Genomic DNA, 24886 nt, shown 5'->3' on the forward strand with positions numbered 1-24886 from the left:
GGGCATCCAGTCTTCATCCAGCTCACACGCCTGTTGGGCATCGCCTGTGCTGGTGTCATAGCCAGTACAGCCAGAGGCGTCCGAACAGTTCCATGGCTTTCACGTTAAGGGGACGACGTCGCCACTGCTCGAGGGTGATTTCGTCCGATTGCGCCAGGTCCGCGGCGAACACTGCGCGCATTTTGTCGCCGAAGTCGGTACCGAGCACCACGGCGTTGAGCTCTTCATTGTGCACAAAGCTGCGCCAGTCAAGATTGGTCGAGCCGACCGTCGACCAAACGCCATCGATCACCGCGGTTTTGACATGCAGCAAGGCACCATGGCGCTCGTAGATCCTGACACCGGCCTCCAGCAATTCGGTATAGCGCGTGCGGCCGGCGTGGAATACCAGCCAGGAGTCGGTGCTGCTGGGCACTATCAGCTTCACATCGACACCTCGCGCCTCTGCCTCCTTAAGCTCCGCGAGGAATTGTTGATCGGGCGCGAAGTAGGCGTTGGTCAGCAAGATTTCGGTTTGCGCACTGTGCAGCGCCGAGATAAGCGTGGCGTAGATCAGGCTGTAGGGGTCGTCTGGCGAGCTGCCAATGGCACGCACGACTTCTTTCCCTTTGGGTTTGATCGTTGGGAAATAATTGCGTTTGGCGAGCGGTTCGCCTTTCTGTTTTTCCCATGTCTCGATAAATAGCTTTTGCAGCTCAGTAACCACCGGCCCCTCAAGCCGCAGGTCGGTATCGCGCCAAGGTAACTCGCCATCAGGTCTGTCTTTTTTGGAGCGCTGGCTAAGCGATCCGGTCGAATAAACGGCGCTGATATTGATGCCGCCGAGGAAGGCAATGCGCCCATCGACGATCAGTAGTTTACGGTGGTCCCGTTGGTTGACTTCCCAGCCGGCCTTGGCGGTCGCAGGATTGACCGGATTGAACTCCAGCACCTTGATGCCTGCGTCGGTCAGACGCTTGAAAAATTCGGCCGGGGTCTTGAGGGTACCGACGCTGTCCCGGATCATATTGACCTGCACGCCCTTGCGCTGTTTGGCAATCAACGCCGCGGCGAAGCGCTGACCGACTTCATCGTCCTCGATGATGTAGGTTTCAATATTGATATGGTCACGCGCGCCGTCGATCGCGGCAAGCATTGAACGGTAGGTGGCCGGGCCGTCCTGCAGCAGCTCGACCTTGTTGCCGACGCTCAGAGGGCTGCCGACGATGGCTTCCTCGATTGCCATATGAAGGTCGAAGATATTCGTCTGCACACCACCGGCCTTGAGACGATCGAGGATGGCCTTGCTGCGTTCGGCCGACAGCGGTCCATGGGCAGCGTCGATCTGCACCGAATCGGGATCGCTATACGCCATGTCCGGCGCGATGGTCGTCAACGTACAGCAGGCCAGAAGTAGCGCCAGGCTTAGCGCTGCCGAGGCTCGCAGCAGTCTCCACATCGACAGCAGGCACATGCGGCATTCTCCTGGACCTCGAGAGGCAGCAGTATCATTGCAGTGATTGAGTATAGCTTCGGTGCGATACCGCGCCTGGCAGGGCACTCACCCAGACTTCCACTGCCTGAGCAGCAACAGGTAAACGGGCACATTGATCAGCAGCACCTGAATCGCCAGCCATACCTGTATGCCGGGTGTCAGCCCGACCGGATAAATCAGCGGCCACAGATAGTGCTCGATGAAACTGTCGGCATAGCCTGCTTCTCCGGCGGCCAGACGCAGGTCGTTTTCCCATCCCGTCAGCGGACAGGGCCAGTGGAAGCCCTCGACCGCCATCCCCCATGCCACCGCGGGCAGGTGCCACCAGCACAGGTGGCGCCATTTGAGCACCAGTAACCCGCCGCACAGCACGAAGAGAATGAACAGCAGATGGAGCAGCACCAATCCGTCGGCGGCTATCCGGTAGGACATGTCGACTCCGTTGCTCCTGACTCGGGCAAATGGCAGAGGTTATCCAGGCACAAGCGCGATAGGCGCTGCGGCGTATCGCGCTTGAAACAGACAGCCGCGTACTACGCTTGACGCGGTGCTTCGACGGGCGGTGTGCCGTCGTGAAACATCCCCTTCAGTTGTGAGCGCAGTTCGGGCGTATCGGTATATTTGTGACCAGTGACCGCGTGTTGTACAGCCACCTCGAGCAGTTCGTTTTCGGAGTCTGCCGATAGCGCGACCGAACATTTGCTTTCGCTCGGAAATTCGCGGCAATCGATGTATTTGCGGGCCATGATGTTCTCCTCATACGAAGGCAGGCCAGAGGCTGGAGCCTGCGTGAACGAGCACTCGACACGTCGCACGTTGGTGCCCCATAGGTTAGCCATCGAACACGATTGCGCGTTGCATCGAGCAAGATCCCCCTTGAAGTATATGTCAGGTGATGAAGCCGGGTGCTTTGAAGACGCCAACGGCAGTCTCGGGCGGGTCGTTCGTTGCATGGTCAAACCTTGCGCGCCGTGCAAATATGGTTATCCGCACTGTCCGGGGTGCATGCCATGGACATCACCGAGCTTTCGCCACGCCTGACCCGCCGCCGTCTGCTGGCCCTGCATAGAGAAGGGTTCGTCCTGCTGCCCGGGGTGCTGAATGGCCCACAGATTGAAACGCTGCGCGATGCCATTGATCGCCTCGAACCACAGCACTGGGACTACAGCGGTCTGCTCGAACACTACAAATGTGTGTTCAATCGCGATCCGCTGTGGCTAGCGTTTCTCGACCTGCCGGGAATCATCGAACTGGCCGAAGCGGCCCTCGGCGCCGATTGTCACGTGATCGGCCAGACTGCCTGGCGCTGCCATCCCGGCTTCATTGGCCTGCCGCTGCATCTGGACTACCTGGTGATGGAACTGCCACAAAGCCTGCTGGCCGATCCCGCCTTCAAGCTGCCGATGCAGATCTGCACCGCGCACCTTTACCTTGACGATATCGACGCCGATCTCTGTCCCACGCGGGTGATCCCCGGCAGCCACCGGGCCGGACGACCGCCCACTGCCAGTGAAACCCGGTGGCAGGGCCGCACGCCACGGCCAGTGTTGTGCCGGGCCGGCGACGTGCTGATGTTTCGCAGCGAACTGTGGCACGCCGGCAGCAGCAACCGGACCCTCGACCGCACGCGTTACCTGTTGCAGGTGCACTATGGCAGGCGAATGGTCGCGCAGAAGTTCGCGCCGTATCTGCACTGGCGCTTCAACCCTGCCGTGCTGGCCGCAGCCACGCCGCGACAACTGCGTCTGCTGGGAAATCACAAGGAAGCTGAATATGACTGACGTTGTAGCCGGTGAACCTTCGATTATGGAATATTGGCCATAACGTACTGGATCACCTCTTCCAGCGCGCCGATATCTGGAGCGTTGCTCACTAACGCTTCCGGGCGACACCATGGATAATCCAGACTCGATACCCACTCCATGATGCACTGCAGATCAGTCGCTGGCAGGGTTTTCATGTGCTCGATGGTGATAGTGAGCCTCTCGACAAGTCCCGACTCGGGGCTGAACTGCCATTCATACAGACCGCAACCGACTCGGGCTTCGCCGGAGTTCTTGTCGGACATGCCGACCAGCCATTTGCACTGGAATGTTCTGGCCTCCGGTTCAGGTGGGTGTCCCAGGCAAAAGGTATAGACGTTTTCGAAGGTCTGGCCGAATCGCCTGACCAGCACCTCGCCGATGGGGCCAAGGCCTTCAACATGGGGTGGAAACGAGATAGATCCGGTGCGCACGACCATGTCCAGTACTGCGTCTGGCGCAAAGGCCTGGCCTAACAAATGTGGACGGTTGCCGTCCTTGGCTTTTATGTACTGTCGAATCGATAGTTGAGCAGTGTTCATTGTTTGTCCGTCGCATCCATACCAGGTTGAGAACAGCCTCATCCGAGGCTCACATGACTATACACGCGAGCCCGCACGCATTTACAAAGCGCTATTCCACAGATCCGTCACCAGCATGCAACCGGGGGCATGGGTGATGCACAGCGGCGGACGTGAAGTTTGCACCACCGATTGCGGGGTCACGCCGCACGCCCAGAACACCGGGATTTCGTCGGCTTCGATCGGTACGGCATCGCCGTAGTCCGGGCTGCTCAGCGAGTGGATGCCGATCAGCGAAGGATCACCAATGTGTACGGGTGCGCCGTGGACGTTGGGCATGCGTGCGGTGATCTGAATCGCCTGGATCGCCGCGGCGGCTTTCATCGGGCGCATGCTCACCACCAGCTTGCCACTCAAGCGAGCGGTGGGGCGGGTGTCTATGTTCGTCCGGTACATGGCGACATTGCGCCCCAAATCGATGTGCCTGAGGGTGATACCGGCATCCAGCAGCGGTTGTTCGAAGGAGAACGAGCAACCGATGGCGAAGGCCACCAGGTCGTCCTGCCACAAATGCTCGATATCCAGCGGTTCTTCGCTCAGTTCGCCATGGCGGTAAACCCTGTATCGGGGCACATCATGGCGGATATCAATGGCGGTCCCGAGATTGCGAAAATACGGATCACCCGGTTCGGTCACGTCGAGCACCGGGCAAGCCTGACGATTGAGCGTGCAATAGCGGAGAAACTCGTTGGCCCAATCACTGGGCAGTATCACGATATTGGCTTGCACCCGGCCTTGGCCCAGGCCGCTGGTGTGGCCCTGATAGTGCCCGGCGGCGATGGATTGGCGCAGGGCCAGTGGAGTGCTGTGCTGCAATTGTTCGAAGGACAGGGCGGGTTGACTCATCACGGCATCTCCTCAGGTTCGATGGCTCTTTTTAGAAAATCATGACGATGCCGTCCAACAAGGAATGTTGTTACCCCGGACAACTAAAAGTTATTCAAGGGGCAGTCGACTGTCGAGACCCGGTGCCGGCACCATTCGCTGCGGGCCGACATCGGCGGCGTATTGGCAGACCACCTGGCGGCTCATGTCGACGATGCTCTCGATCAGTTCCAGACCCACCCCGGCGCGCCACGAGGCCACGACATCGAGTTGCGGCAAGCGGCTGCCCGGGTCCAGCTGAATCAGCTCGCCACTGGCCAGGGGCTTGGCCACCAGCGCGGCCGGCAGGGCGCCAATACCGAAGCCGTCACGGATCAGCCGGGTCATCGCCGACACCGAATTCACGCAACTGACGCGCGGCGCACTGATGCCATGGGCGTGCAGCAGGTTGAGTACATCCTGATGCGGTCGTGAGTGTTTGACGAAGGTGATGATCCGTTCACCGGCCATCTCGGCCAGCGAGGCATAGGGGCGGGCATAGATCGAGTTGCTGGCGGCGATCCAGTGCATGGGGTAGTGCCCCAGTTCGAGGTTGCGCACGCTTTCGTGGCGGATCAGATCGGTCTGGAACACGATGTCCAGATAGCCCTTTTGCAGCTGCTCGCAAAGATTGCGTGCGGCGTCAGCAGTGATCTCGATTTCCACGGCGGGGAAGGTCTGCATCAGGGTCGACATCAACGGGCTGAGCCAGGTGTGGATCACTGTATCCATCACGCCGATGCGCACCAGCCCCTGCTGCGGGCTGGTGTTGTCCAGCGAGTGCTTCAACGCTCGCTGCACCTCGAGCATTTGCTCGGCGTAGTCGAGCACCTTGAGGCCTTCGGGCGTCAGCGACACCCCGCGCGAATCGCGCACGAACAGGCGCAGGCCCAACTCATCTTCCAGCGAGGCGATCCGGCTGGAGATCGCTGCCTGAGTGCTGAACATCTTCTCTGCGGTCAGGCTGAAGCTTTGCAGGCGGGCGACCCAGACGAAGGTTTCGAGGAATTTGAGGTTCATGGAGGCTCTCACAGCTTTCGCAGCTTTTGTTATTGGGGGCGGTCACCGTTCTCCCACAGAGAAACGTGTTCGGCGCCCTGCAATTGTTACTCCAGAGACCGTCGCTGGGGGTATCAATTATTCTTATGCATAACCTCGTTTTTTTCCCGTTTGACGCAGCTTGACCCCGGCGCGAAGAATCCGCTCCACGACGCAGCCACTGCGTCTGCCCCCACGACAACGCCTTCACAAAAAAATAAAGAGGCGTGTCCGTCATCTTCGTTTGCTGCCGCAGGAACTTCCCGTGGAAAAAACCATAACTGATCACGTGCCTTCAGGTACGGGCCGCACTGGCCCGTTCAGTTGGTACGGCCCCCTGTCGAAAAATGAGAAACGCACCTTCTGGAGCTGCAAGATCGGCTATGCCCTGGATGGCATGGATACCCAGATGCTGAGTTTCGTGATCCCTACGTTGATCGCTACCTGGGGCATCTCCAAGGGCGAAGCCGGGATGATCGGCACCTGTACGCTGCTGGCCTCGGCGGCGGGTGGCTGGGTCGCCGGGATTCTGGCCGACCGCATCGGCCGGGTGCGCACCTTGCAACTGACGGTGCTGTGGTTCGCTTTCTTCACCTTCCTCTGCGGACTGGCGCAGAACTACGAGCAATTGCTGGTGGCCCGGACCCTGATGGGCTTTGGCTTCGGCGGTGAATGGACAGCCGGCGCGGTGCTGATCGGCGAGGTGATTCGCTCCAAAGATCGCGGCAAGGCGGTGGGCATGGTGCAGGCCGGCTGGGCGCTGGGTTGGGGAATGACGGCGTTGCTCTATGCCGGCTTATTCAGCTTTCTGCCAGCGGAAGAGGCCTGGAGATGGCTGTTCATGATCGGGTTGGTGCCGGCGCTGTTCGTGCTGGTGATTCGCCGGCTGGTCAAGGAGTCGGACACCTTCGAGCATGCTCAGCGTGAGCGCAAGGCCAAGCCTGCGCAGGATTCGCCTTGGGCTTTTTTCGAAATCTTCGCACCACGGATGCTCAGCACCACCTTGCGTGCTTCATTGCTGACCACCGGCGCGCTGGGTGGCTACTACGCGATCACCACCTGGTTGCCGACCTACCTGAAAACCGAGCGCGGCCTGAGCGTGCTCGGTACTGGCGGCTATCTGGCGATGGTGATCGTCGGCTCCTACATCGGCTATGTGGTCAGCGCACTATTGACCGACGCCATCGGCCGCAAGAAGAACTTCATTCTGTTCGCCGTCGGCTCCATGGCGATCGTCCTGGCCTACACCCAGTTGCCCATCGATAACACCTGGATGCTCTGGCTCGGTTTCCCGCTGGGCTTCTTCGCCTCGGGCATCTTCGCCGGCATGGGGGCTTTTCTCACCGAGTTGTTTCCGACCCGCATGCGCGGTTCGGGCCAGGGCTTCTGCTACAACGCCGGACGCTCCATAGCCGCGCTGTTCCCGTTGTTCATTGGTGCGCTGAGCGACACGCTGCCAATTGGCACGGGTATCGGAGTCTTCGCTGCCGGCGCTTATGGCGTGGTGATTCTGGCCGCGTTGAGCCTGCCGGAGACCCGCGGTCGACAACTCGAGTCCTGAGTGAGCCCTATGTAGGAGCGAGCTTGCTCGCGATGAACTCAAGACCGGCGCGTTTATTCAGAAAGCACGCGTTATCGTTGACGTCCATCGCGAGCAAGCTCGGCTCCTACCCCACTTCTTATCGACAACATCGGTCGCGAGCGCAACGCCCCCGAGAGGGTTCGCTCGCGTCCGCAAAAGGAGCACGGCATGAACGATTTCATTTCCACCCAACGCTTGTACGTCCCGGCCGGTACATTGCTCGGCTTGAGCCTGCTCTGTGCGCCGGGCGCTCAGGCGGATTTCATTGCGGACAGTAAAGGCAGCCTGGAAGCGCGCAACTTCTACTTCAATCGCGATTTCCGTCAGGAGGGTTCGCGGGATAAGGCCGAGGAATGGGCGCAGGGTTTTCTGTTGCGGATGGAGTCCGGTTATACCGCCGGCACCTTGGGCTTTGGCCTGGATGCCTTGGGCATGGCCGGTTTCAAACTGGACTCCGGTGGCGGCACGGCGGGCACCAATCTGTTGCCGGCGGATTCGTCCGGCGGCTCCCAGGATAGCTACGGCGAATTGGGCCTGACCGCCAAAGTGCGCTTGTCCAACAGCACCCTGAAGCTTGGGACTTTGCAGATCAAGGACCCGGTGGTGAGCTCCAACGACACTCGCCTGTTGCCGGGAACCTTCAAGGGCGGCCTGGTGAATATGCAGGAAATCGACCGTTTGAAGCTAACAGCCGGGCAACTCACCCAGATCAATTTCGTCGACTCCACCGACTATCAGGACATGACCGCCAACCGCATCGGCGGGCGCAGCGACAAGTTCCAGTTCGCCGGGGCTGACTATCAGTTCATGCCGAACCTGACGGCGCAGTACCGCTACGGCAAGCTGGAAGATATCTACCAGCAGAACTACCTCGGCTTGGTGCACTTGCTGGACCTGGGCTCGGGCCAGTCGCTCAAGAGCGACCTGCGCTATTCGCGCAGCACCGAAGACGGCAGTTTCCGTGAGCTCGACAACCAGGCCTTCGGTGCATTGTTCACCTACAGCCTTGGCGGCCATGCTCTGGGTTTCGGCTACCAGCGCATGAGTGGCGACGATCCGTTTCCGTATATCGGGCGCAGCGATCCGTACCTGGTCAACTTCGTGCAGATCAACGACTTCGCCAACGTCGACGAACACTCCTGGCAAACCCGTTATGACTACAACTTTGCCGCACTGGGTGTGCCGGGGTTGACCTTTATGACCCGCTACATCTCGGGCGATAACGTGCAACGCAGCGCGCCGGGCGAAGGCAAGGAGTGGGAGCGCGACACCGACATCGCTTACGTAGTGCCGGACGGTAAATTCAAAGGGGTGGGCTTGAAGTGGCGCAACGCGTCGGTGCGTTCGAACTTCGGCAACGATCTGGATGAGAACCGTTTGATCCTCAGCTATACCCTGGCGCTTTGGTAAGGTTTCACACCCTGCGCCACTGCTCCAATGGTTCGTGCGCGCTATCCACAGCGATGGCGCGTAGAATCATGGGCTGAAAGGCAGGTTCTTGAGGTTGCAGCGGTGGATCTACAGCAGGGTTTTGTCCTGACCCGGCATTGGCGCGATACGCCCGCTGGTACGGAAGTCGGTTTTTGGCTGGCGACCGACGACGGTCCCCGGTATATCCGTCTGCCTCATCAGCCCTCGGTGGCCTTCATTCCGGCGCAGCAGCGCGAGCGGGCCGAGCCATTGCTGCGCGGCGAGCGCGACGTCGAACTTCGCCCTTTGGCGCTCTGCGATTTCCAGAATCGTCCCGTGCTCGGTCTGTATTGCCAGCAGCATCGTCAGTTGATGCATCTCGACAACCTGCTGCGCAAGGCCGGTGTCGATGTCTACGAAGCGGATATTCGCCCGCCGGAACGCTACCTGATGGAACGCTTCATTACCGCTCCAGTGTTGTTCGGTGGCAAGCCGGACAGCAGCGGCATGCTGCTCGACGCGCAGATGAAGCCCGCGCCGGATTACCGCCCGCCACTGAAACTGGTCTCCCTCGACATCGAAACCACCGCCCAGGGCGAGCTGTACTCCATCGCGCTCGAAGGCTGTGGCGAGCGTCAGGTGTATATGCTCGGGCCGGCAAATGGCGACGCTGACGGGCTCGATTTCGACCTCGAGTACTGTGATTCCCGAACGCTATTGCTGAAAAAACTCAACGAGTGGTTTGCCCTGCATGACCCCGACGCGATCATCGGCTGGAATCTCGTGCAGTTCGACCTGCGGGTGTTGCACGAGCATGCCAGGCGCCTGGCCGTACCCTTGCGGCTCGGGCGCGGTGGCGATGAAATGCAATGGCGCGAGCACGGCACAAGCAAGAATCACTTCTTTGCGGCTGCTGCCGGACGGCTGATCATCGACGGCATTGAAGCGCTGCGGTCGGCGACCTGGAGTTTTCCATCGTTCAGTCTGGAGAACGTTGCCCAGACGTTGCTCGGTGAAGGCAAGTCCATCGACAACCCGTACCAGCGCATGGACGAAATCAACCGCATGTTCGCCGAGGACAAGCCCGCACTGGCGCGCTACAACCTCAAGGATTGCGAGCTGGTCACGCGGATCTTTGCCAAGACCGAACTGCTGACGTTCCTGCTGGAGCGCGCCACCGTGACCGGTCAGCCTGCCGACCGCAGCGGCGGTTCGGTCGCAGCCTTTTCGCACCTCTACATCCCGCAGATGCATCGCCAGGGCTTTGTCGCGCCAAATCTCGGGGAGCGACCACCGGAGGCGAGCCCGGGTGGCTTCGTGATGGACTCGCGGCCGGGCCTGTACGAATCGGTGTTGGTGCTCGACTACAAGAGCCTCTATCCATCGATCATTCGCACCTTCCTGATCGATCCGGTGGGGCTGGTGGAGGGCCTGCGCAACCCCGGTGACAGCGAATCGGTGCCAGGCTTTCGCGGTGCGCGCTTCTCGCGAACCCGGCATTGCTTGCCGGCCATCGTGGCGCGTGTTTCAGAGGGGCGTGAAGTGGCCAAGCGCGAGCACAACGGGCCGTTGTCGCAGGCGCTGAAGATCATCATGAATGCGTTCTACGGTGTGCTGGGCTCCAGCGGCTGCCGCTTCTTCGATACACGTTTGGCGTCCTCCATTACCCTGCGTGGCCACGAGATCATGCGCAAGACCCGCGAGCTGATCGAGGCCGAAGGTTATGCGGTGATCTACGGCGATACCGACTCCACCTTCGTCTGGCTCGGAAGCCCTCATGCAGAGGAAGACGCGACGCGCATCGGTCGAGCGCTGGTGCAGCACGTCAACCAATGGTGGCGTGATCATCTGCTCAGTGAGTTCGGTCTGGAAAGCGCGCTCGAGTTGCAGTTCGAAACGCATTTCAGCCGTTTCCTGATGCCGACCATTCGCGGTGCGGAGGAGGGCAGCAAGAAGCGCTACGCCGGGCTGGTGATGCGCGCCGACGGTAGCCGCGAGATGGTCTACAAGGGCCTGGAAACAGTACGCAGCGACTGGTCGCCGCTGGCCCAGCGGTTCCAACAGGAACTCTACCAGCGCATCTTCAATCGGCAGCCGCACCAGGACTATGTGCGCGACTACGTGCGCCGCACGCTGGCGGGTGAACTCGACGATCTGCTGATCTACCGAAAACGCCTGCGCCGCACACTGGATGACTACCAGCGCAACGTGCCACCGCATGTGCGCGCGGCGCGCATCGCCGACGAATACAACGACCGCCAGGGCCGGCCGCGTCAGTACCAGAACGGTGGCTGGATCAGCTACGTCATCACCACCGCGGGTCCCGAACCTCTGGAAACGCGGCATGCGCCCATCGACTACGATCACTACGTCACGCGCCAGCTACAGCCGGTGGCAGACGCCATCCTGCCATTCGTACACGACGACTTCACCACGCTGATCGGCGGCCAGCTCGGGTTGTTCTGAGCTGGCGGTAAGTCAAGCCGTCACGCGGTCCGCGTACACCAGTTCACTCAAGCTGCACGCCGCAGTGATGCGGCGTGCAGAGGGGTGGGAGGGTTCAGGCTGACCTAGACGCTGCTGAGACGAACGCCATCGGTCTTGCTGGCAGCGTGATGAGGGGCGTGCTCATCCATAGCCTCGGCCACCAGAACAATCTCGTTGCCTTCGGCGTCGTGGAGCTTGCCGTCACTGAAGTAGTCGCCTTCACGCAGCGCTGCGACATCCTGAAAGCGCAGGCTGCGCTCGGTGCCGGCGACGAATACCGACTGTTGATCCGAGTTGCCGGCGGTGAGGTGGTTGAACGTCAGGTTCAGCACAATCGCCATGATTGCCGACGAGCTGATGCCGGAATGGAAGATCGTCGCGAACCAGCTCGGGAAGTGGTCGTAGAAGGTCGGGGCCGCGATGGGAATCATGCCGAAACCGATGGAGGTGGCGACAATGATCAGGTTCATGTTGTTGCGATAGTCGACCTTGGACAGCGTGCGGATACCGCTGGCGGCGACCGTGCCGAACAGCACGATACCGGCGCCGCCCAGCACGGAAGTCGGTACCGCAGCGATCACCCGGCCCATCACCGGCAGCAGACCGAGAATCACCAGGAACAACCCGCCGGTGGCCACCACGTAACGGCTCTTGACCCCCGTGACCGCGACCAGCCCAACGTTTTGCGCGAAAGCACTCTGGGTGAAGGAGCCGAAGATCGGCGCGATCATGCTCGACAGCATGTCGGCGCGCAGGCCGTTGCCCAGACGCTTGGAGTCGACCTTGGTATCGATGATTTCACCGACCGCCAGGATGTCCGCAGAGGTTTCGACCAGCGTCACCATGATCACGATGCACATCGAAATGATCGCTGCCACGTGAAAGGTCGGCATACCGAAATGGAAGGGAGTAGGGAAACCCAGCATCGGCCCTTCGCTGACCATCGAGAAGTCAGCCATGCCCAGGAAAACCGCGATGACAGTGCCAATGACCATGGCCAACAGAATCGACAATCGCGAAACCGTGGCGCTGCCAACCTTGCTCAGCAGTAACACCAGGACCAGCGTAATCGCGGCCAGACCGATGTTCGACATGCTGCCGAAGTTCTCTGCCTGGCTGTTGCCGCCCATCGCCCAGCGTGCCGCAACGGGTATCAGGGTCAGGCCGATGGTCGTGATCACAATGCCGGTCACCAGGGGCGGAAAGAATCGGGTGATCCTGGAGAAGACCGGCGTGATCAATAGCCCGATCAACGACGCCGCAATGACGGCACCCAATATCGACTGAAAACCTCCACTGCCGTCGCTGCTGACAATCGCGACCATCGTGGCCACGCCGGAGAAGGACACACCCTGCACCAACGGCAGCTGACAACCGAAAAACGGCAAGCCGAGGGTTTGCAGCAATGTTGCCAGGCCGCCGGCAAACAGTGACGCGGCGATCAACAGGCCAATTTCAGCTGGGGAAAGCCCGGCTGCTTGCCCGATGATCAACGGTACCGCGACGATGCCACCGTACATGGTCAGAACGTGCTGAAGGCCATAAGCCATATTCGCGCCGACCCCGAGGTTTTCATCCTCAGGCCGTTGTTGTGAAACAAGAGGCGTTTTCATGGTGCAAGGTTCCCTGTTTTTATTGTTGGCGACACTGTATTCAATAAGGCAAAGTCTTGTCCATAAAGTTGTATACAATAATTTTCTACAAGCCTGTAGAAGGCGGCTGCGGGGGCGTGCCGAGACCGTACCATCCAGCCGGATTTTCTTGAGGGTGTTTTCGCCACCTATACTCAAGACAGGGTGGTCGGACGCGCTGGACGTTCCGTTCGGGGAGGGGGCGAACGCTGCACCCCTGTAGGAGCGAGCTTGCTCGCGATGGACTCATGGGTGACGCGTTTATTCAGAAAGCACGCGTTATCGTTAACGGCCATCGTCGGAACGCCGCTCGGACCAATCGAGCGTCGACCGGCTGCTCCTACGTGAAGTACTCGGTTGAAGCTCATCCGAGGTCGGGTGGGCTACCGCGGTCGAATCTACTTTAGAGGACTGCGATCTTGAACCTGCGCGCCCTGATCGTCGCCTTGTTGGTGGTGTTGGCGGGATGCGCCATTCCACAACGCGCGCCCGAGGTGGTTGCGCCGGTTCTGATCCCGGAGAGTACCTGGCTGCAGGTCGATCAGGACATCATCGCGGCATCGAAAGACGCGACAGAACAGGTCAAAGTCTACGCCCGCGGCTCCATGGATCACTGGAGGGTCCGCGTCTACGAACAAACCGAGGAAAACTTCATTCCGTGGTTTGGCAGCTACTGGACCCAGGAATGGCTGTCTATGAAGGTGACCTGGTACACCCTGAGCGCAGGGGAAGAGAAGGACCTTTCGACAAGACGATTGGCTGCCTATCTGCAGGAGCAATACCACGATCGTGTGCTGGCCCCCGTCGCCGTGGAGGTCGATCCCGACGCGATCATGGGGCAGGCGACGGAATTCTACCTCCAGCTCCTCGGCAAACAACTTCAGGAAATCGCGCAGCGCTACGGTGTACCTGCGGTTCAACTCGACCGGCGGCTCAAAGACATTCCCGCGATCGCGCTGGCGCCGCCACCCGCCCACAGCGCTTCGCTCTACCAGGTGGTCCACGCCGAGTCGATCACCACGCTGCCGGCCTATGTGGCCCTGACCGATAGGATCCACACTGCCGCTGGTAAAACGGGAGCCGAAACATCGGACGCAGCTATATCGTCGGTGGCGAAACGGACCCGCGAAAAACTCGAGGCCCAGTTCACCAGCAGAGGTATCGCAAGCGCTGCCGCAGCGGCGGCTGGCCGGGTAGCAGGCATGATAATTTCCATGGGAGCGGCGGGTTTTCGCGCCATCGCCCACGAGAACGACCGGCCGGACATGGAGGCGCAGGTTCGGAAAAACCTCGGTGCTGCCTTTGACGAGGCGTGGCTCAAGCTGGTGAAGAGCCCCACCTTCGGGGTGATGACAGCGGTCTATCACCTGTCCGGGCACATCGAAGAAAGTCTCGCCAATACCATTACGCTGCCGGTCATCATCGGACCGGTACCGCGAGAAGTTCCCCTGCCAGGCCAGCAATCCCTTCAGGACGGAAAAAGTGACGACCAGGCCCCGACCGACAATGGGCGCGTGGATCAATAGCCCCACACGGCCGCTGGCATGCATTGTTAAAAGGGTTCAGTGGGGGCACTCACATTGGGCGAGCCACGCGTCAGACGCTTGAGCACAATCACCATCAGGCCCCCGGCAACCAGCATCGCTGCGAGAAAAAGCGGATAGGCAATCCACCAGGGTACGGCTGCGGTCATCATGCTGAATTCGGACATGCCACCAATGCTGGCGATCAGGTTGAGCGGCAGGAAGACCACGTTGATCAGCGTCAGTTTGCGCAGCAGGTTGTTCATGCTGTTGTTCATCAGATTGCCACGCGCATCGATCAAACCGGAAAACACCCTTGAGTAGATTTCCGCCTGCTTGTTGCATTGGTTGTTCTCGATGATCAGATCGTCGATCAGAGCGATTGCTTCGGGGCTGAAGTGCTCCTTCTCGGCATGGTTGCGCAGCCGGGTCAGGACAGCGCCGTTGCTGTGAATCGCGTTGATGTAATAGATCAGGCTCTCGCTGAGATTGAACATCTGGATCAGATGTCGGTTCTCCATCGAGGAATTGAATTTCTGCTGCAGCTCGCGGGCCACCATCTTGATCACCTTGAGGTGGCCCAGGTAGTGATGGAGGTTGTTGAACAGCATGTCCAGCAGCACGTCCAGCGGTGTGTGCAAGGGTTGCCGCACGCCCAGGCCGCTCAACTGTGAATCGTCGGTGGCGATTACCAGCAAGCGTGTTTTAGAGAACAGTAAACCGAACGACGACACCTCGAAGGCCAGGCTGTCGCCGCCCGAGTAACTTTCCGGACGCTTCCAGATCAAGAACAGGTTATCCGGATGGAACTCGATGCGCGAGACCTCGTCCGGATCCAGCGCCGAAGCCAGCGCGTGATCGTCCAGCTTGAAATCGCTCAGCAGCAGATCCCGTTCGGCGATATCGGGATTGCTGAACAGCATCACCTCGGCATCGAGGTATTCAACCGCTACCAATGCCCCATGGGCCAGTTGAAAACTCTTGATCATGTCTGCTCTCTGGCGTTATCGACTGCGCAAGTCAGGTGTCCTGGAAGATGAACATGGGATCAACCGCTCACCAGGCCTGGCCGCGACGTTTCAGCTCGAGGCGGCGGATGAACTCTTCCAGAACCAGAGAATAGAGGTCGTCCTGCAGGTAGGCGTCTTCGATGCCGGCGTCCATGTTCGGGTTGTCGTTGACTTCGATCACCACCACTTTATCGCCCGACTGCTTGAGGTCGACCCCGTAGAGACCATCGCCGATCAGGTTCGCGGTCTTCACCGCCAGTTCGACCACCGCTCGCGGCGCCTCGTGTACCGCCAGGGTGCGGCACTCACCGTTGATGTCCTGGCCCTTGGCCTTGTGGTTGTAGATCTGCCAATGCCCCTTGGACATGAAGTACTGGCAAGCGAATATCGGTTTGCGGTTGAGCACGCCGATGCGCCAGTCGTACTCGGTGTAAAAGAACTCCTGAGCCAGCAACAACACCGAGTGTTCGAATAGCTCGGCGGTGGCTTGCAGCAATGCCTGTTGGCTTTCGACCTTGATCACGCCACGGGAGAAACAACCATCGGGAATCTTCAGCACCAACGGGAAGCCCAGACGCTCGCCAACCCTTTCGAAGTCTTCCGGTCGCTCCTTGTACAGAATCTCGGTCGCCGGCATGCCCAGTTGATGGCTATTGAGCAGATCCGTCAGGTAGACCTTATTGGTGCAGCGCAGGATTGAAGTGGGGTCGTCCATCACCACCAGGCCTTCGCTTTCGGCTTTCTTGGCGAAGCGGTAGGTATGGTTATCCACGCTGGTGGTTTCGCGAATCAGCAGGGCGTCATACTCGGCGATTCGTGAATAGTCTTTTCTCTCGATCAGTTCGACATCAATGCCCAGGCCCTTACCGACCCGGATAAAGCTCTCCAATGCCTTGGCATTGGAAGGCGGCAGCGCTTCTTGCGGGTCATGCAGTATGGCCAGGTCGTAACGTGCCACGCGTCGTGAGCGCGGCAATCGCCAGATCTTGCGGCTGAAACTGTCCAGCGAGTGGGCAAACTGATCTTCCTGGTCTTCGCGTAACTTGTGCAAGGCGCCGGACTTTATTCCTTCGATGCGCCAACTATTGCTTTTGCGGAACTCGACCAAGAGGATCGGACAAGGGAATATCTCGAAAATTTGCCGCGCCAGTTCCTGCAAGGGTTCAAGGTTGGTTTTACCAAAGTACAGGCTTAGCGTGAACCCTTCGGTATTGCTGTAAAGGTGGTTGTTCAGTGCCTTGTCGAGCGCCTTGTCCAGATCATCGAGCGCCAGGCCATACAGGGACTTGCGGGTCAGTTCGCTGATGGTTCGCACGGACGGAATAACTTTATGGCCACGTGCTTCCGCCAGTAATGAACAGTAATACCCGTGCCCCAGATACTTGTAGCTGCGGCACAAATTAATGACCTGAATACGCTTGCCGGCCTCGTTTTCAAGGGGCTGCTCGAGATACTCCTGTGCACTCATCACATCGTCAGAGGGGAAGTAAGAGGCCCAGTCTTCTTTGCGTTCGACAATAATAACCAGCTGGCTGGAACTTCGGGTTACAGCAGATAAATAAGTAAGGCTTGATATTGCCGTTAACCGATTTTGCTCTGATACTTCACGCAAATCGCCTTGTACCGCTGACATAGGAGGAGGTCCGTTGGAGAACAAGTCCTTATCTATTAAGCACGAACTTTCAAGAAAGTCTCGTTTCGTTACGCAACTTTTACGGCGGCTATATGAACCTGGTATTTCGCAAGGCTACACAAGATGATCTGAAGTCCCTGCTGGAGCTGGAAAACCAGTGCTTCACCTCTGACCGGCTGACCCCGCGCAGTTTTCAGTGGATGATCAGCCGCGCCCATGCCAGCCTGATCGTTGCGCAGCTTGGGAGTCAGTTGATGGGCTATTGCCTGGTCCTGTTCCACCGCGGCACCTCCCTGGCGCGCCTGTACTCCATCGCCATTGCCGCCCACAGTCGCGGCCTGGGCCTGGGGAAACAGCTGCTGGACAAGGCGGAAGGTTGTGCCCGTGCAAACGACTGCGCTTATCTACGCCTGGAAGTCCGACCGGATAATCCCGCCGCCATCAGTCTTTATGAGCGCAACGGATACCGGCGCTTCGCCGTGGTCAACGACTACTACGCAGACCATGCCCATGCGCTGCGCCTGGAGAAACGCATTGTGCAGCATCGTGAAAACCGTGAAATCCAGGTGCCCTATTATCAACAGACCACTGAATTCACCTGCGGCCCGGCCTGCCTCTTGATGGCCATGAGTGCATTGCAGCCGGATCGCTCGATCGAGCGCCGGGAGGAACTGCAAATCTGGCGTGAAGCCACCACTGTGTTCATGACCTCGGGGCACGGTGGCTGCAGCCCCCAAGGGCTGGCACTGGCGGCCTGGCGCCGAGGATTTCGCGTGCGCCTGCAAGTCAGCATCGCCGGCCCGCTGTTTCTCAATGGCGTGCGCGACGAACATAAAAAGGAGGTGATGCGCCTGGTACACGAAGAGTTCTGCACAGAACTTCAGCACAGCGATGTGGAGCAGATCAGCAGCAACCAACTGGATCTGGCACTCGCGCTGAAGGCCGGCGGTCAACCGCTGGTGCTGATCAGCAGCTACCGCCTGACTCGCTCGAAAGCCCCGCACTGGGTAATCGTCACCGACCGCGATGAAGACTTCGTCTACCTGCATGACCCGGACATTGATCACAGCCAGCATCGTCAGGCAATCGACTGCCAGCATCTGCCTGTCAGCCATAAGGCATTCGACAAGATGTGCGCTTTCGGCGGCAACAAGCTGCGCGCCTCGGTGATTCTTTATGCACGCGAGGAGGCCGGCAGCGGAGTGCCGACACCCGCCAGTGCGCCGGTACGGTAGCCGAGTGTTGCCTGGCAGAAGACTTTCCTGGCGGCCTGTTTATCTTGTAGCTACTGTAAGAGCAGGATGTATTTCTTATTGTCGACCGAGAAGATCAAGTGAGCGAAATTCTTTCCCGCGAGACCAAGGAACCTCCCGCTAAAGCTCCGGCCATAGGGATGCTGATTGCCGTCGTTGGAGTGGTTTACGGCGACATCGGCACCAGCCCGCTGTACACCCTCAAAGAGGTGTTTGCCGGGCACTACGGTGTGCAGGTCAATCAGGATAGTGTACTGGGCGTTCTCTCGCTGATCTTCTGGTCGCTGATCTGGGTGGTGTCGATCAAATACGTGCTGTTTATCCTGCGTGCCGATAACCAGGGAGAGGGCGGCATCATGGCGCTGACCGCCCTGGCCCGACGTGCTGCCTGGCCTTATCCGCGCTTGAGAAGGACGCTGGTACTACTCGGCTTGTTCGGTGCGGCACTGTTTTATGGTGACAGCATGATCACCCCGGCAATCTCGGTGCTCTCCGCTGTTGAAGGGCTTCAGCTGGCATTTGATGGAATCGAGCACTGGGTTGTCCCCTTGTCCGTGATCGTACTGGTGGCGCTGTTCTTGATTCAGAAACACGGTACAGCGCGGATCGGCATCCTCTTCGGACCGGTGATGGTGCTGTGGTTTGTGGTTCTCGGTGTCCTCGGGATCTACGGCATCTTGCAGCGCCCGGAAGTGCTGCAAGCGCTCAACCCGTACTGGGGGGCGCATTTTTTTATCGCTCATCCGGGGATCGGTGTGGCCATCCTCGGTGCAGTCGTGCTCGCGCTGACGGGGGCTGAAGCACTGTATGCCGACATGGGCCATTTCGGTCGCAAGCCGATTGCTCGCGCCTGGTTCATCCTGGTATTGCCAGGATTGGTGCTGAATTACTTTGGCCAAGGCGCGTTGATCCTGGAGAACCCTGAGGCTGTACGCAATCCTTTCTATCTCCTGGCGCCGGGTTGGGCGCTGTTGCCAATGATCGCGCTCTCCACGCTGGCGACCATCATCGCCTCGCAGGCGGTGATTTCCGGAGCCTTCTCCCTGACCCTTCAGGCCATCCAGCTTGGCTATGTACCGCGCATGTTTATTCAGCACACTTCCCACCAGGAGCAGGGACAGATCTATATCGGTACGGTGAACTGGGCGCTGATGGTCGGCGTGGTGCTGCTGGTGATCGGTTTCGAATCCTCCAGCGCGCTGGCAGCCGCCTACGGCGTGGCGGTGACCGGCACCATGCTGATTACCACGCTATTGGCGTCGGCAGTGGCGCTACTGCTGTGGAGAGCTCCGCTCTGGTTGGCGATTCCGATACTGCTCGGCTTTTTGCTGGTGGACAGCCTGTACTTCGCCGCCAATGTGCCGAAAATTGTGCAGGGCGGTGCCTTCCCGGTGATTGCGGGTATCGTCCTGTTTACTCTGATGACCACCTGGAAGCGTGGCCGCAAGATCATGGTCGAGCGACTGGACGAGAGTGCCTTGCCACTGCCGCTGTTTATCGACAGCGTCCGCGTACAGCCGCCATATCGGGTGCAAGGCACCGCGGTGTTCCTCATCGCGCGTGCAGACGCCGTTCCTCATGCACTATTGCATAACCTGCTGCACAACCAGGTATTGCACGAGCAAGTGGTATTGCTCACCGTGGTGTCCGAAGATAGCCCTCGGGTGGCTGAAGAGCGACGTTTCGAGGTGGAGGCGTACGGCGAGGGCTTCTTCCGGGTGACTCTGCACTTCGGTTTTATCGAGGAGCCGGATGTGCCAGCCGCGCTCAAGCTTTGTCCGCTGAGTGAGCTGGATTTCAGCCCGATGCGTACCACCTATTTCCTTAGCCGCGAGACGGTGATCCCGACCAAGCGTATCGGTATGGCACGCTGGCGCGAGGGGCTGTTCGCTTTCTTGCTGAAGAACGCCAACAGCAATTTGCGGTATTTCAATTTGCCGCTGAATCGGGTGATAGAGCTGGGTACTCAGGTCGAGATATAGGGGGACGTCCCGCGTTTGCGCAACCTCAATAACCACCGTCGCCAACGTTGTCATGAACCGACTGGGCCATGAGGGCTTTCTTCAATATCGTGGCGGTGCGCCGAACAAACGGCTGTATTCCTTACTTGGGTGCAGCCGGCACCAGGAAGACAAGACCGAAACTCTTGGCTATCGCCATTATTCGAGGTAGATCTTCAGGCACTTTGAGCTGATCCACGGCTGCAAAAAAATTGCCTCCTCTGGGATCAGAGACCACTCCGAGGATTTTTGCGGTTGCGCTGATGTTCTTGTAAGCATGTACGGTTCCACCCGGGATATGCACGTAACCGCCGGCTGTCACTGTGGTGGACTTGCCTTCCACGGTCACCTCGACCTGCCCATCCATGACGTAGAACGCCTCGTCCCAAGGGTGAAAGTGGGGCGGTGGTCCGCCGCCTTGCACACCCTCCTGGATATGCACTTCGAAGGGTTTAGTGGCATCCCCGCCGGCGAGAATAGTGATCGCCTCGCCAACCACGTTGACAGGCTCGGGCGTTTTATCCGCTTCGATAATGTGAACCGTTCGCATGATTTCTCTCCGCTGCGTGAATACGCACTAACCAGTATATTCACTCGCAGAAACTCTGCCGTAAGCTGCTCTTGGGTCCGCCTGACGTCACGGACCCTATCGCGCCGCAGCCGCCTTTTCAGGGGCGAGTGCTGCCGGGCACGAAAGGCCGATGTCGACCCTTTACGGTCGTTCACTGCTGGCAGCTACCTGCCACGGTCCATGAACGACTGGCCCCAGTTGCGCTAACTACAGAGTGGCCAGGGCGAGCAAGCCCAACACCGACCAGATATACGGATGCAATCGCACTGACGACAGGGTTGGAAGGCATTACTCACCACGTGTGGGGAGAGTCCATATACGACTTGTTAGCCGCTTTAGAGACCCCCGAAACCGATAAACCAGGGAAGTAAAGCCCTGCCTCTATGCCCCTCATACTCCGATTTCCTTCTAAGCTGCTTTCGACAATAAAACAAACTGATCATTGCCGGGATAAAAAACAAGCTGAACAACCATTGAAACGCATCTGTTGATTTCAAGGTGATCGCCACAAGTAAATTAATTAGAGCTATGCCAATAATTAAAAGGTTATATCTAATATGTCGACGCTTCATTGAAGCAAAGCTTTCCCAATCATAAATCAGCCAGTCATGGGAAAAATCGTCGCATTTAGGACACTTAAGGCTTGGCGGAAGCTTGTCTGCGATATAACCACAACTAGGGCATCGAACTTTCATGGCGCTATCCTGACACTCTCTCATTAGGTGACATGCCATGTCGCGGTAAGCGCGAGATCTATCGAGGGATAACGCGACAGGGGTGACGGCAAGCCCGACTACGGTAAAGAGGGTAGCAGGACACCATCTATTTGCCACTAGTCTGTCCACCGACTGCTTTTGGCCGATTTCTGCCCATCACGATTAGCTGTTTTTCGCCGGATGGCGACGGTCTGAGCCAGACCGTCGCTGAGCTTGCGAGACCTATATCGCGGTTATCCAGCTTTCAAACGATCACGGCTCTTTAAATGGCCTAGAAGCACCTGAAGCGGATGCAATACGACCTGGCCATCCAGTCGTTTAACCTGGCTTCGGCACGAATAACCATTTGCGACCAAACCACCGGCTGCGCCGAATTTCGCAACCAGTGGCTGCCAGGACTGACCGTAAATGACAGCGGAGGTCTGGACGTTCCGGGTTTCATGTCCATAGGTTCCTGACATTCCGCAACAGCCGCTCGCCAATACCTCAAGCTTGAGTCCCAGCCGCTCGAACACCTGTTGCCATAGACCGATGCTTGCCGGTTCATTGGTTTTTTCAGTGCAGTGCGGGAGGAATTGATAGACCTGCGCGACAGCTTCCGCGTCTTGCCGGGGCAGGGCGTTTGCAAGCCACTCCTGGGGCAGGATCACGGTCGGTGTGTCTTCATGACCCAGCGTCTTGCTGTATTCCTGGCGATACACCAGGGTCATCGCCGGATCCAGTCCCACCAGCGGCACACCGTACTGCTGCAACTTGCGCAGTGATTGCGCGTTGAAACGCGCGGCCCGCTCGAACGCCCCCAGGAAACCCTGCACCTGCAATGGCTTGCCATTGGGCGCAAACGGCGCGAGGTAGACCTGATAACCCAGCCTGGCGATCAGTTCTATCCAATCTGCCGCCACGCTGGTTTCGAAGTAACGAGTGAATGCATCCTGGACCAGAATCACACTGCGCTGGCGCTGCTCGGCCGTCAAAACCTCCAGGCGCTCCGTCGTGGCGATGCGAACGTTCCAGCGCTCACACACTGCCTGGAAATCCATTCTGCTTAGCAGCGGACTGTCGACCATTCCCACCATATGCTCAAGTACATAACGCGTAGTTTTGGCGCTCATTACGGCGTTGTACAAGGATGGAAACCGTGCGAGCCACGGGATGCTGAACTCGAGAGAACCGATCAGGTAGTCCTTCAGTGGACGCAGGTAACGCCCATGGTAAAGCTCCAGAAAACGCGAGCGGAACTCAGGGACGTTGACCTTCACCGGGCACTGGCCCGCGCAGGATTTGCAGGCCAGGCAGCCGGTCATGGCTTCATACACCTCGTGAGAAAAATCCCGTTGCCCGCATTTCATGGCGAGCGTGTTTTTGGCTCGAAGGACAAAACCGGTCAGGTGGCTGGAGCTGCGAATGCGTTTGCTCACGTCCAGCACATCCAGGCCTTTCTCGCCCTGCAGGCGCAGCCATTCGCGAATCAATGAGGCTCGACCTTTGGGTGAGTGAATTCTGTTGCGCGTGGCTTTCCAGGACGGGCACATGGCATCGTCCGGGTCGAAGTTGTAACAGGCGCCGTTGCCGTTGCAGTGAACGGCGCTCTCGTAGCTGCGCCACACCCGCTCATCAATGGTACGGTCGAACGCGCCCCTGAGTTGGACCTCGTCCACGCGGGTCAACTGTGCGGTCGGTAGGGTCGCCGGCGTCGCAATCTTGCCGGGGTTCAATTGATTGAACGGATCGAACGCAGCCTTGAGCGCTTGCAGCGAAGGGTAAAGATCGCCGAAGTAATCCGGCACATATTGAGAGCGCAGCCCCTTGCCATGTTCGCCCCACAGCAGCCCGCCGTACTGGCGGGTCAACGCCGCCACGGCATCGGAAATCGGGCGGATCAACGCGGCGTGAGCGGGGTCTTTCATGTCCAGGATAGGCCTCACGTGCAGCACTCCGGCATCCACATGGCCGAACATTCCGTACTCAAGCCCGTAGCTATCAAGCAGCGCCCGGAACTCCAGAATGAAATCGGCAAGGTTCTCCGGTGGCACGGCTGTGTCCTCGACAAACGGCTGCGGCCTGGCCTCGCCCTTGACGTTACCGAGTAGTCCGACGGCGCGCTTGCGCATCGCATAAATGCGCTTTACCGCGTCACCGCCGACTGCCAGGGTATGACCCAGACGCAACACTGACGTGTCGGTCTTCAGGTGCTCGACAAAGTCATGAACCTGTTGCTCGAGCGCGGTGAGGTCGTCGCCACTGAACTCGATAAGGTTGATCCCCAGCGTCGGTGTGCCCGGGTCTGTGGGAAAATATTCGGCCACGCCATGCCAGACGATGTCTTTCATCGCCAGCATCAGGACTTTGGAGTCCACCGTCTCGATGGACAAGGGATGGAGGGCCATGAGCGCCTTGGCGTCTCGCAACGCGTCCATGAAACCTGCGTAACGCACGTTGACCAGGATCGAATGCCGAGGAATCGGCAAGACGTTCAGCTTGGCCTCGACCACGAAACCCAGAGAGCCTTCCGAGCCGCATAACACGCTGTTCAGGTTGAAGCGCCCATCGGCCTCTTGCAGATGAGCCAGGTCGTAGCCCGTCAGGCAGCGGTTGAGCTTGGGGAAGGTTGTCGCAATCAATTGAGACTGGCTGGTCGAAATCTCGCTGGCGCAGCGGTAAACCTCGCCAATCCGGTCAGTGCGCGCCGTTGCGTCTTTCAGGCGGCGGCCATCCAATGCCTGGCTGTCGAGTAGATTTCCACCCAGCAGCACCGTAGAAAGCTCAATGACGTGATCCCGCGTTTTGCCATAGGTGCAGCTGCCTTGCCCGCTGGCGTCGGTATTGATCATCCCGCCGATAGTCGCTCGATTGGAGGTCGATAACTCCGGCGCAAAGAACAGGCCATAGGGTTTCAGCGCCGCGTTCAACTGGTCCTTCACCACACCACTTTGCACTCGCACCCAGCGCGACTCGACGTTGATGTCGAGGATGCTGTTCATATGACGCGACAGATCGACGACGATCCCGTTCGTCAGCGATTGGCCGTTGGTGCCTGTTCCGCCACCTCTAGGCGTCAGCACAATGCGCCGATGACCGGGCTGTGCGGCCAGGCGTGCGAGTAACTGGACGTCGTCGGTATCCATCGGGAAAACGGCCGCCTGGGGCAAGCGCTGATAAATCGAGTTATCGGTGGCCAATACGGTCCGCGAACCATGGTCCTTGACGATTTCTCCGCGAAAGCCCTCCTGCTTGAGGTCGCTCAGGAAATGCTCGTAATGCGCAGGTTGTTCATTATCAGTGCTTAAAAGGGCAATCACGGCGAGTGTTCC

At 59.0% G+C, this 24886-nt stretch carries 18 protein-coding genes; 7 read left to right on the forward strand and 11 right to left on the reverse strand.

What is annotated here, in order from left to right; translation table 11 throughout:
* Positions 1 to 55: 55 nt before the first annotated feature.
* From cls to AC3I0A_RS10785, 3 genes are all read right to left on the reverse strand, one after another.
* Entirely contained in the window at positions 56 to 1453 is a 1398-nt protein-coding gene (cls, locus tag AC3I0A_RS10775; RefSeq protein WP_489377749.1) for a cardiolipin synthase, read from the reverse strand.
* Positions 1454 to 1540: 87 nt separating this feature from the next.
* On the reverse strand, positions 1541 to 1906 hold the full coding sequence (locus tag AC3I0A_RS10780) for a DUF2784 domain-containing protein (protein WP_489377750.1): 366 nt from the start codon (positions 1904 to 1906) through the stop codon (positions 1541 to 1543).
* A gap of 101 nt (positions 1907 to 2007) precedes the next feature.
* Entirely contained in the window at positions 2008 to 2220 is a 213-nt protein-coding gene (locus tag AC3I0A_RS10785) for a DUF1059 domain-containing protein (protein WP_489377751.1), read from the reverse strand.
* Positions 2221 to 2484: 264 nt separating this feature from the next.
* Between AC3I0A_RS10785 and AC3I0A_RS10790 the strand changes: the two genes are divergently transcribed.
* Entirely contained in the window at positions 2485 to 3255 is a 771-nt protein-coding gene (locus AC3I0A_RS10790; protein WP_489378472.1) for a phytanoyl-CoA dioxygenase family protein, read from the forward strand.
* A gap of 23 nt (positions 3256 to 3278) precedes the next feature.
* On the opposite strand, the gene AC3I0A_RS10795 is transcribed toward AC3I0A_RS10790, so the two are convergent.
* The 3 genes from AC3I0A_RS10795 to AC3I0A_RS10805 form a co-directional block, all read right to left on the reverse strand.
* Positions 3279 to 3818: a hypothetical protein gene (locus AC3I0A_RS10795; protein WP_489377752.1), complete on the reverse strand. Its 540-nt coding sequence runs from the start codon at positions 3816 to 3818 to the stop codon at positions 3279 to 3281.
* A gap of 81 nt (positions 3819 to 3899) precedes the next feature.
* On the reverse strand, positions 3900 to 4703 hold the full coding sequence (locus AC3I0A_RS10800; RefSeq protein ID WP_489377753.1) for a putative hydro-lyase: 804 nt from the start codon (positions 4701 to 4703) through the stop codon (positions 3900 to 3902).
* Positions 4704 to 4793: 90 nt separating this feature from the next.
* Positions 4794 to 5741, reverse strand: coding sequence for a LysR family transcriptional regulator (locus AC3I0A_RS10805; RefSeq protein WP_489377754.1), 948 nt, complete (start codon positions 5739 to 5741; stop codon positions 4794 to 4796).
* Positions 5742 to 6036: 295 nt separating this feature from the next.
* On the opposite strand from AC3I0A_RS10805, the gene AC3I0A_RS10810 reads away from it, so the two are divergent.
* The 3 genes from AC3I0A_RS10810 to AC3I0A_RS10820 all read left to right on the forward strand — a co-directional run bounded on the left by AC3I0A_RS10810 (position 6037) and on the right by AC3I0A_RS10820 (position 11217).
* Positions 6037 to 7320: an MFS transporter gene (locus AC3I0A_RS10810; RefSeq protein ID WP_489378473.1), complete on the forward strand. Its 1284-nt coding sequence runs from the start codon at positions 6037 to 6039 to the stop codon at positions 7318 to 7320.
* Positions 7321 to 7509: 189 nt separating this feature from the next.
* On the forward strand, positions 7510 to 8751 hold the full coding sequence (locus tag AC3I0A_RS10815; RefSeq protein ID WP_489377755.1) for an OprD family porin: 1242 nt from the start codon (positions 7510 to 7512) through the stop codon (positions 8749 to 8751).
* A gap of 102 nt (positions 8752 to 8853) precedes the next feature.
* On the forward strand, positions 8854 to 11217 hold the full coding sequence (locus AC3I0A_RS10820) for a DNA polymerase II (RefSeq protein ID WP_489377756.1): 2364 nt from the start codon (positions 8854 to 8856) through the stop codon (positions 11215 to 11217).
* A 104-nt stretch (positions 11218 to 11321) separates the two neighbouring features.
* Here the strand turns inward: AC3I0A_RS10820 and AC3I0A_RS10825 are convergent, their stop codons facing one another.
* The gene (locus tag AC3I0A_RS10825; RefSeq protein WP_489377757.1) at positions 11322 to 12851 is read right to left on the reverse strand and encodes a nucleobase:cation symporter-2 family protein; all 1530 of its coding nucleotides are present in this window, start codon (positions 12849 to 12851) and stop codon (positions 11322 to 11324) included.
* A gap of 437 nt (positions 12852 to 13288) precedes the next feature.
* On the opposite strand from AC3I0A_RS10825, the gene AC3I0A_RS10830 reads away from it, so the two are divergent.
* A complete protein-coding gene (locus AC3I0A_RS10830) occupies positions 13289 to 14395 on the forward strand; it encodes a hypothetical protein (protein WP_489377758.1) in 1107 nt (368 codons plus the stop codon).
* A 26-nt stretch (positions 14396 to 14421) separates the two neighbouring features.
* Here AC3I0A_RS10830 and AC3I0A_RS10835 read toward each other — a convergent pair whose 3' ends face one another.
* Together AC3I0A_RS10835 and AC3I0A_RS10840 are read right to left on the reverse strand one after the other, a co-directional pair.
* On the reverse strand, positions 14422 to 15381 hold the full coding sequence (locus AC3I0A_RS10835) for a magnesium transporter CorA family protein (protein WP_489377759.1): 960 nt from the start codon (positions 15379 to 15381) through the stop codon (positions 14422 to 14424).
* 67 nt (positions 15382 to 15448) lie between these two features.
* Complete coding sequence (locus AC3I0A_RS10840; RefSeq protein ID WP_489377761.1) at positions 15449 to 17035, reverse strand: RimK family ATP-grasp domain-containing protein; 1587 nt, start codon at positions 17033 to 17035, stop codon at positions 15449 to 15451.
* Positions 17036 to 17127: 92 nt separating this feature from the next.
* Here AC3I0A_RS10840 and AC3I0A_RS10845 point away from each other — a divergent pair, with 92 nt between their 5' ends.
* Complete coding sequence (locus AC3I0A_RS10845) at positions 17128 to 18270, forward strand: peptidase C39 family protein (protein WP_489377762.1); 1143 nt, start codon at positions 17128 to 17130, stop codon at positions 18268 to 18270.
* 98 nt (positions 18271 to 18368) lie between these two features.
* A complete protein-coding gene (locus AC3I0A_RS10850) occupies positions 18369 to 20270 on the forward strand; it encodes a potassium transporter Kup (protein ID WP_489377764.1) in 1902 nt (633 codons plus the stop codon).
* 121 nt (positions 20271 to 20391) lie between these two features.
* Here AC3I0A_RS10850 and AC3I0A_RS10855 read toward each other — a convergent pair whose 3' ends face one another.
* Both AC3I0A_RS10855 and ydiJ read right to left on the reverse strand, forming a co-directional pair.
* Positions 20392 to 20838, reverse strand: a complete 447-nt coding sequence (locus tag AC3I0A_RS10855; RefSeq protein WP_489377765.1) for a cupin domain-containing protein — start codon at positions 20836 to 20838, stop codon at positions 20392 to 20394.
* Between the two features lie 970 nt (positions 20839 to 21808).
* Complete coding sequence (ydiJ, locus tag AC3I0A_RS10860; protein ID WP_489377767.1) at positions 21809 to 24874, reverse strand: D-2-hydroxyglutarate dehydrogenase YdiJ; 3066 nt, start codon at positions 24872 to 24874, stop codon at positions 21809 to 21811.
* Between the last annotated feature and the right edge of the window lie 12 nt (positions 24875 to 24886).

The sequence above is a fragment of the Pseudomonas sp. KH_024_B2 genome, from assembly GCF_057839965.1.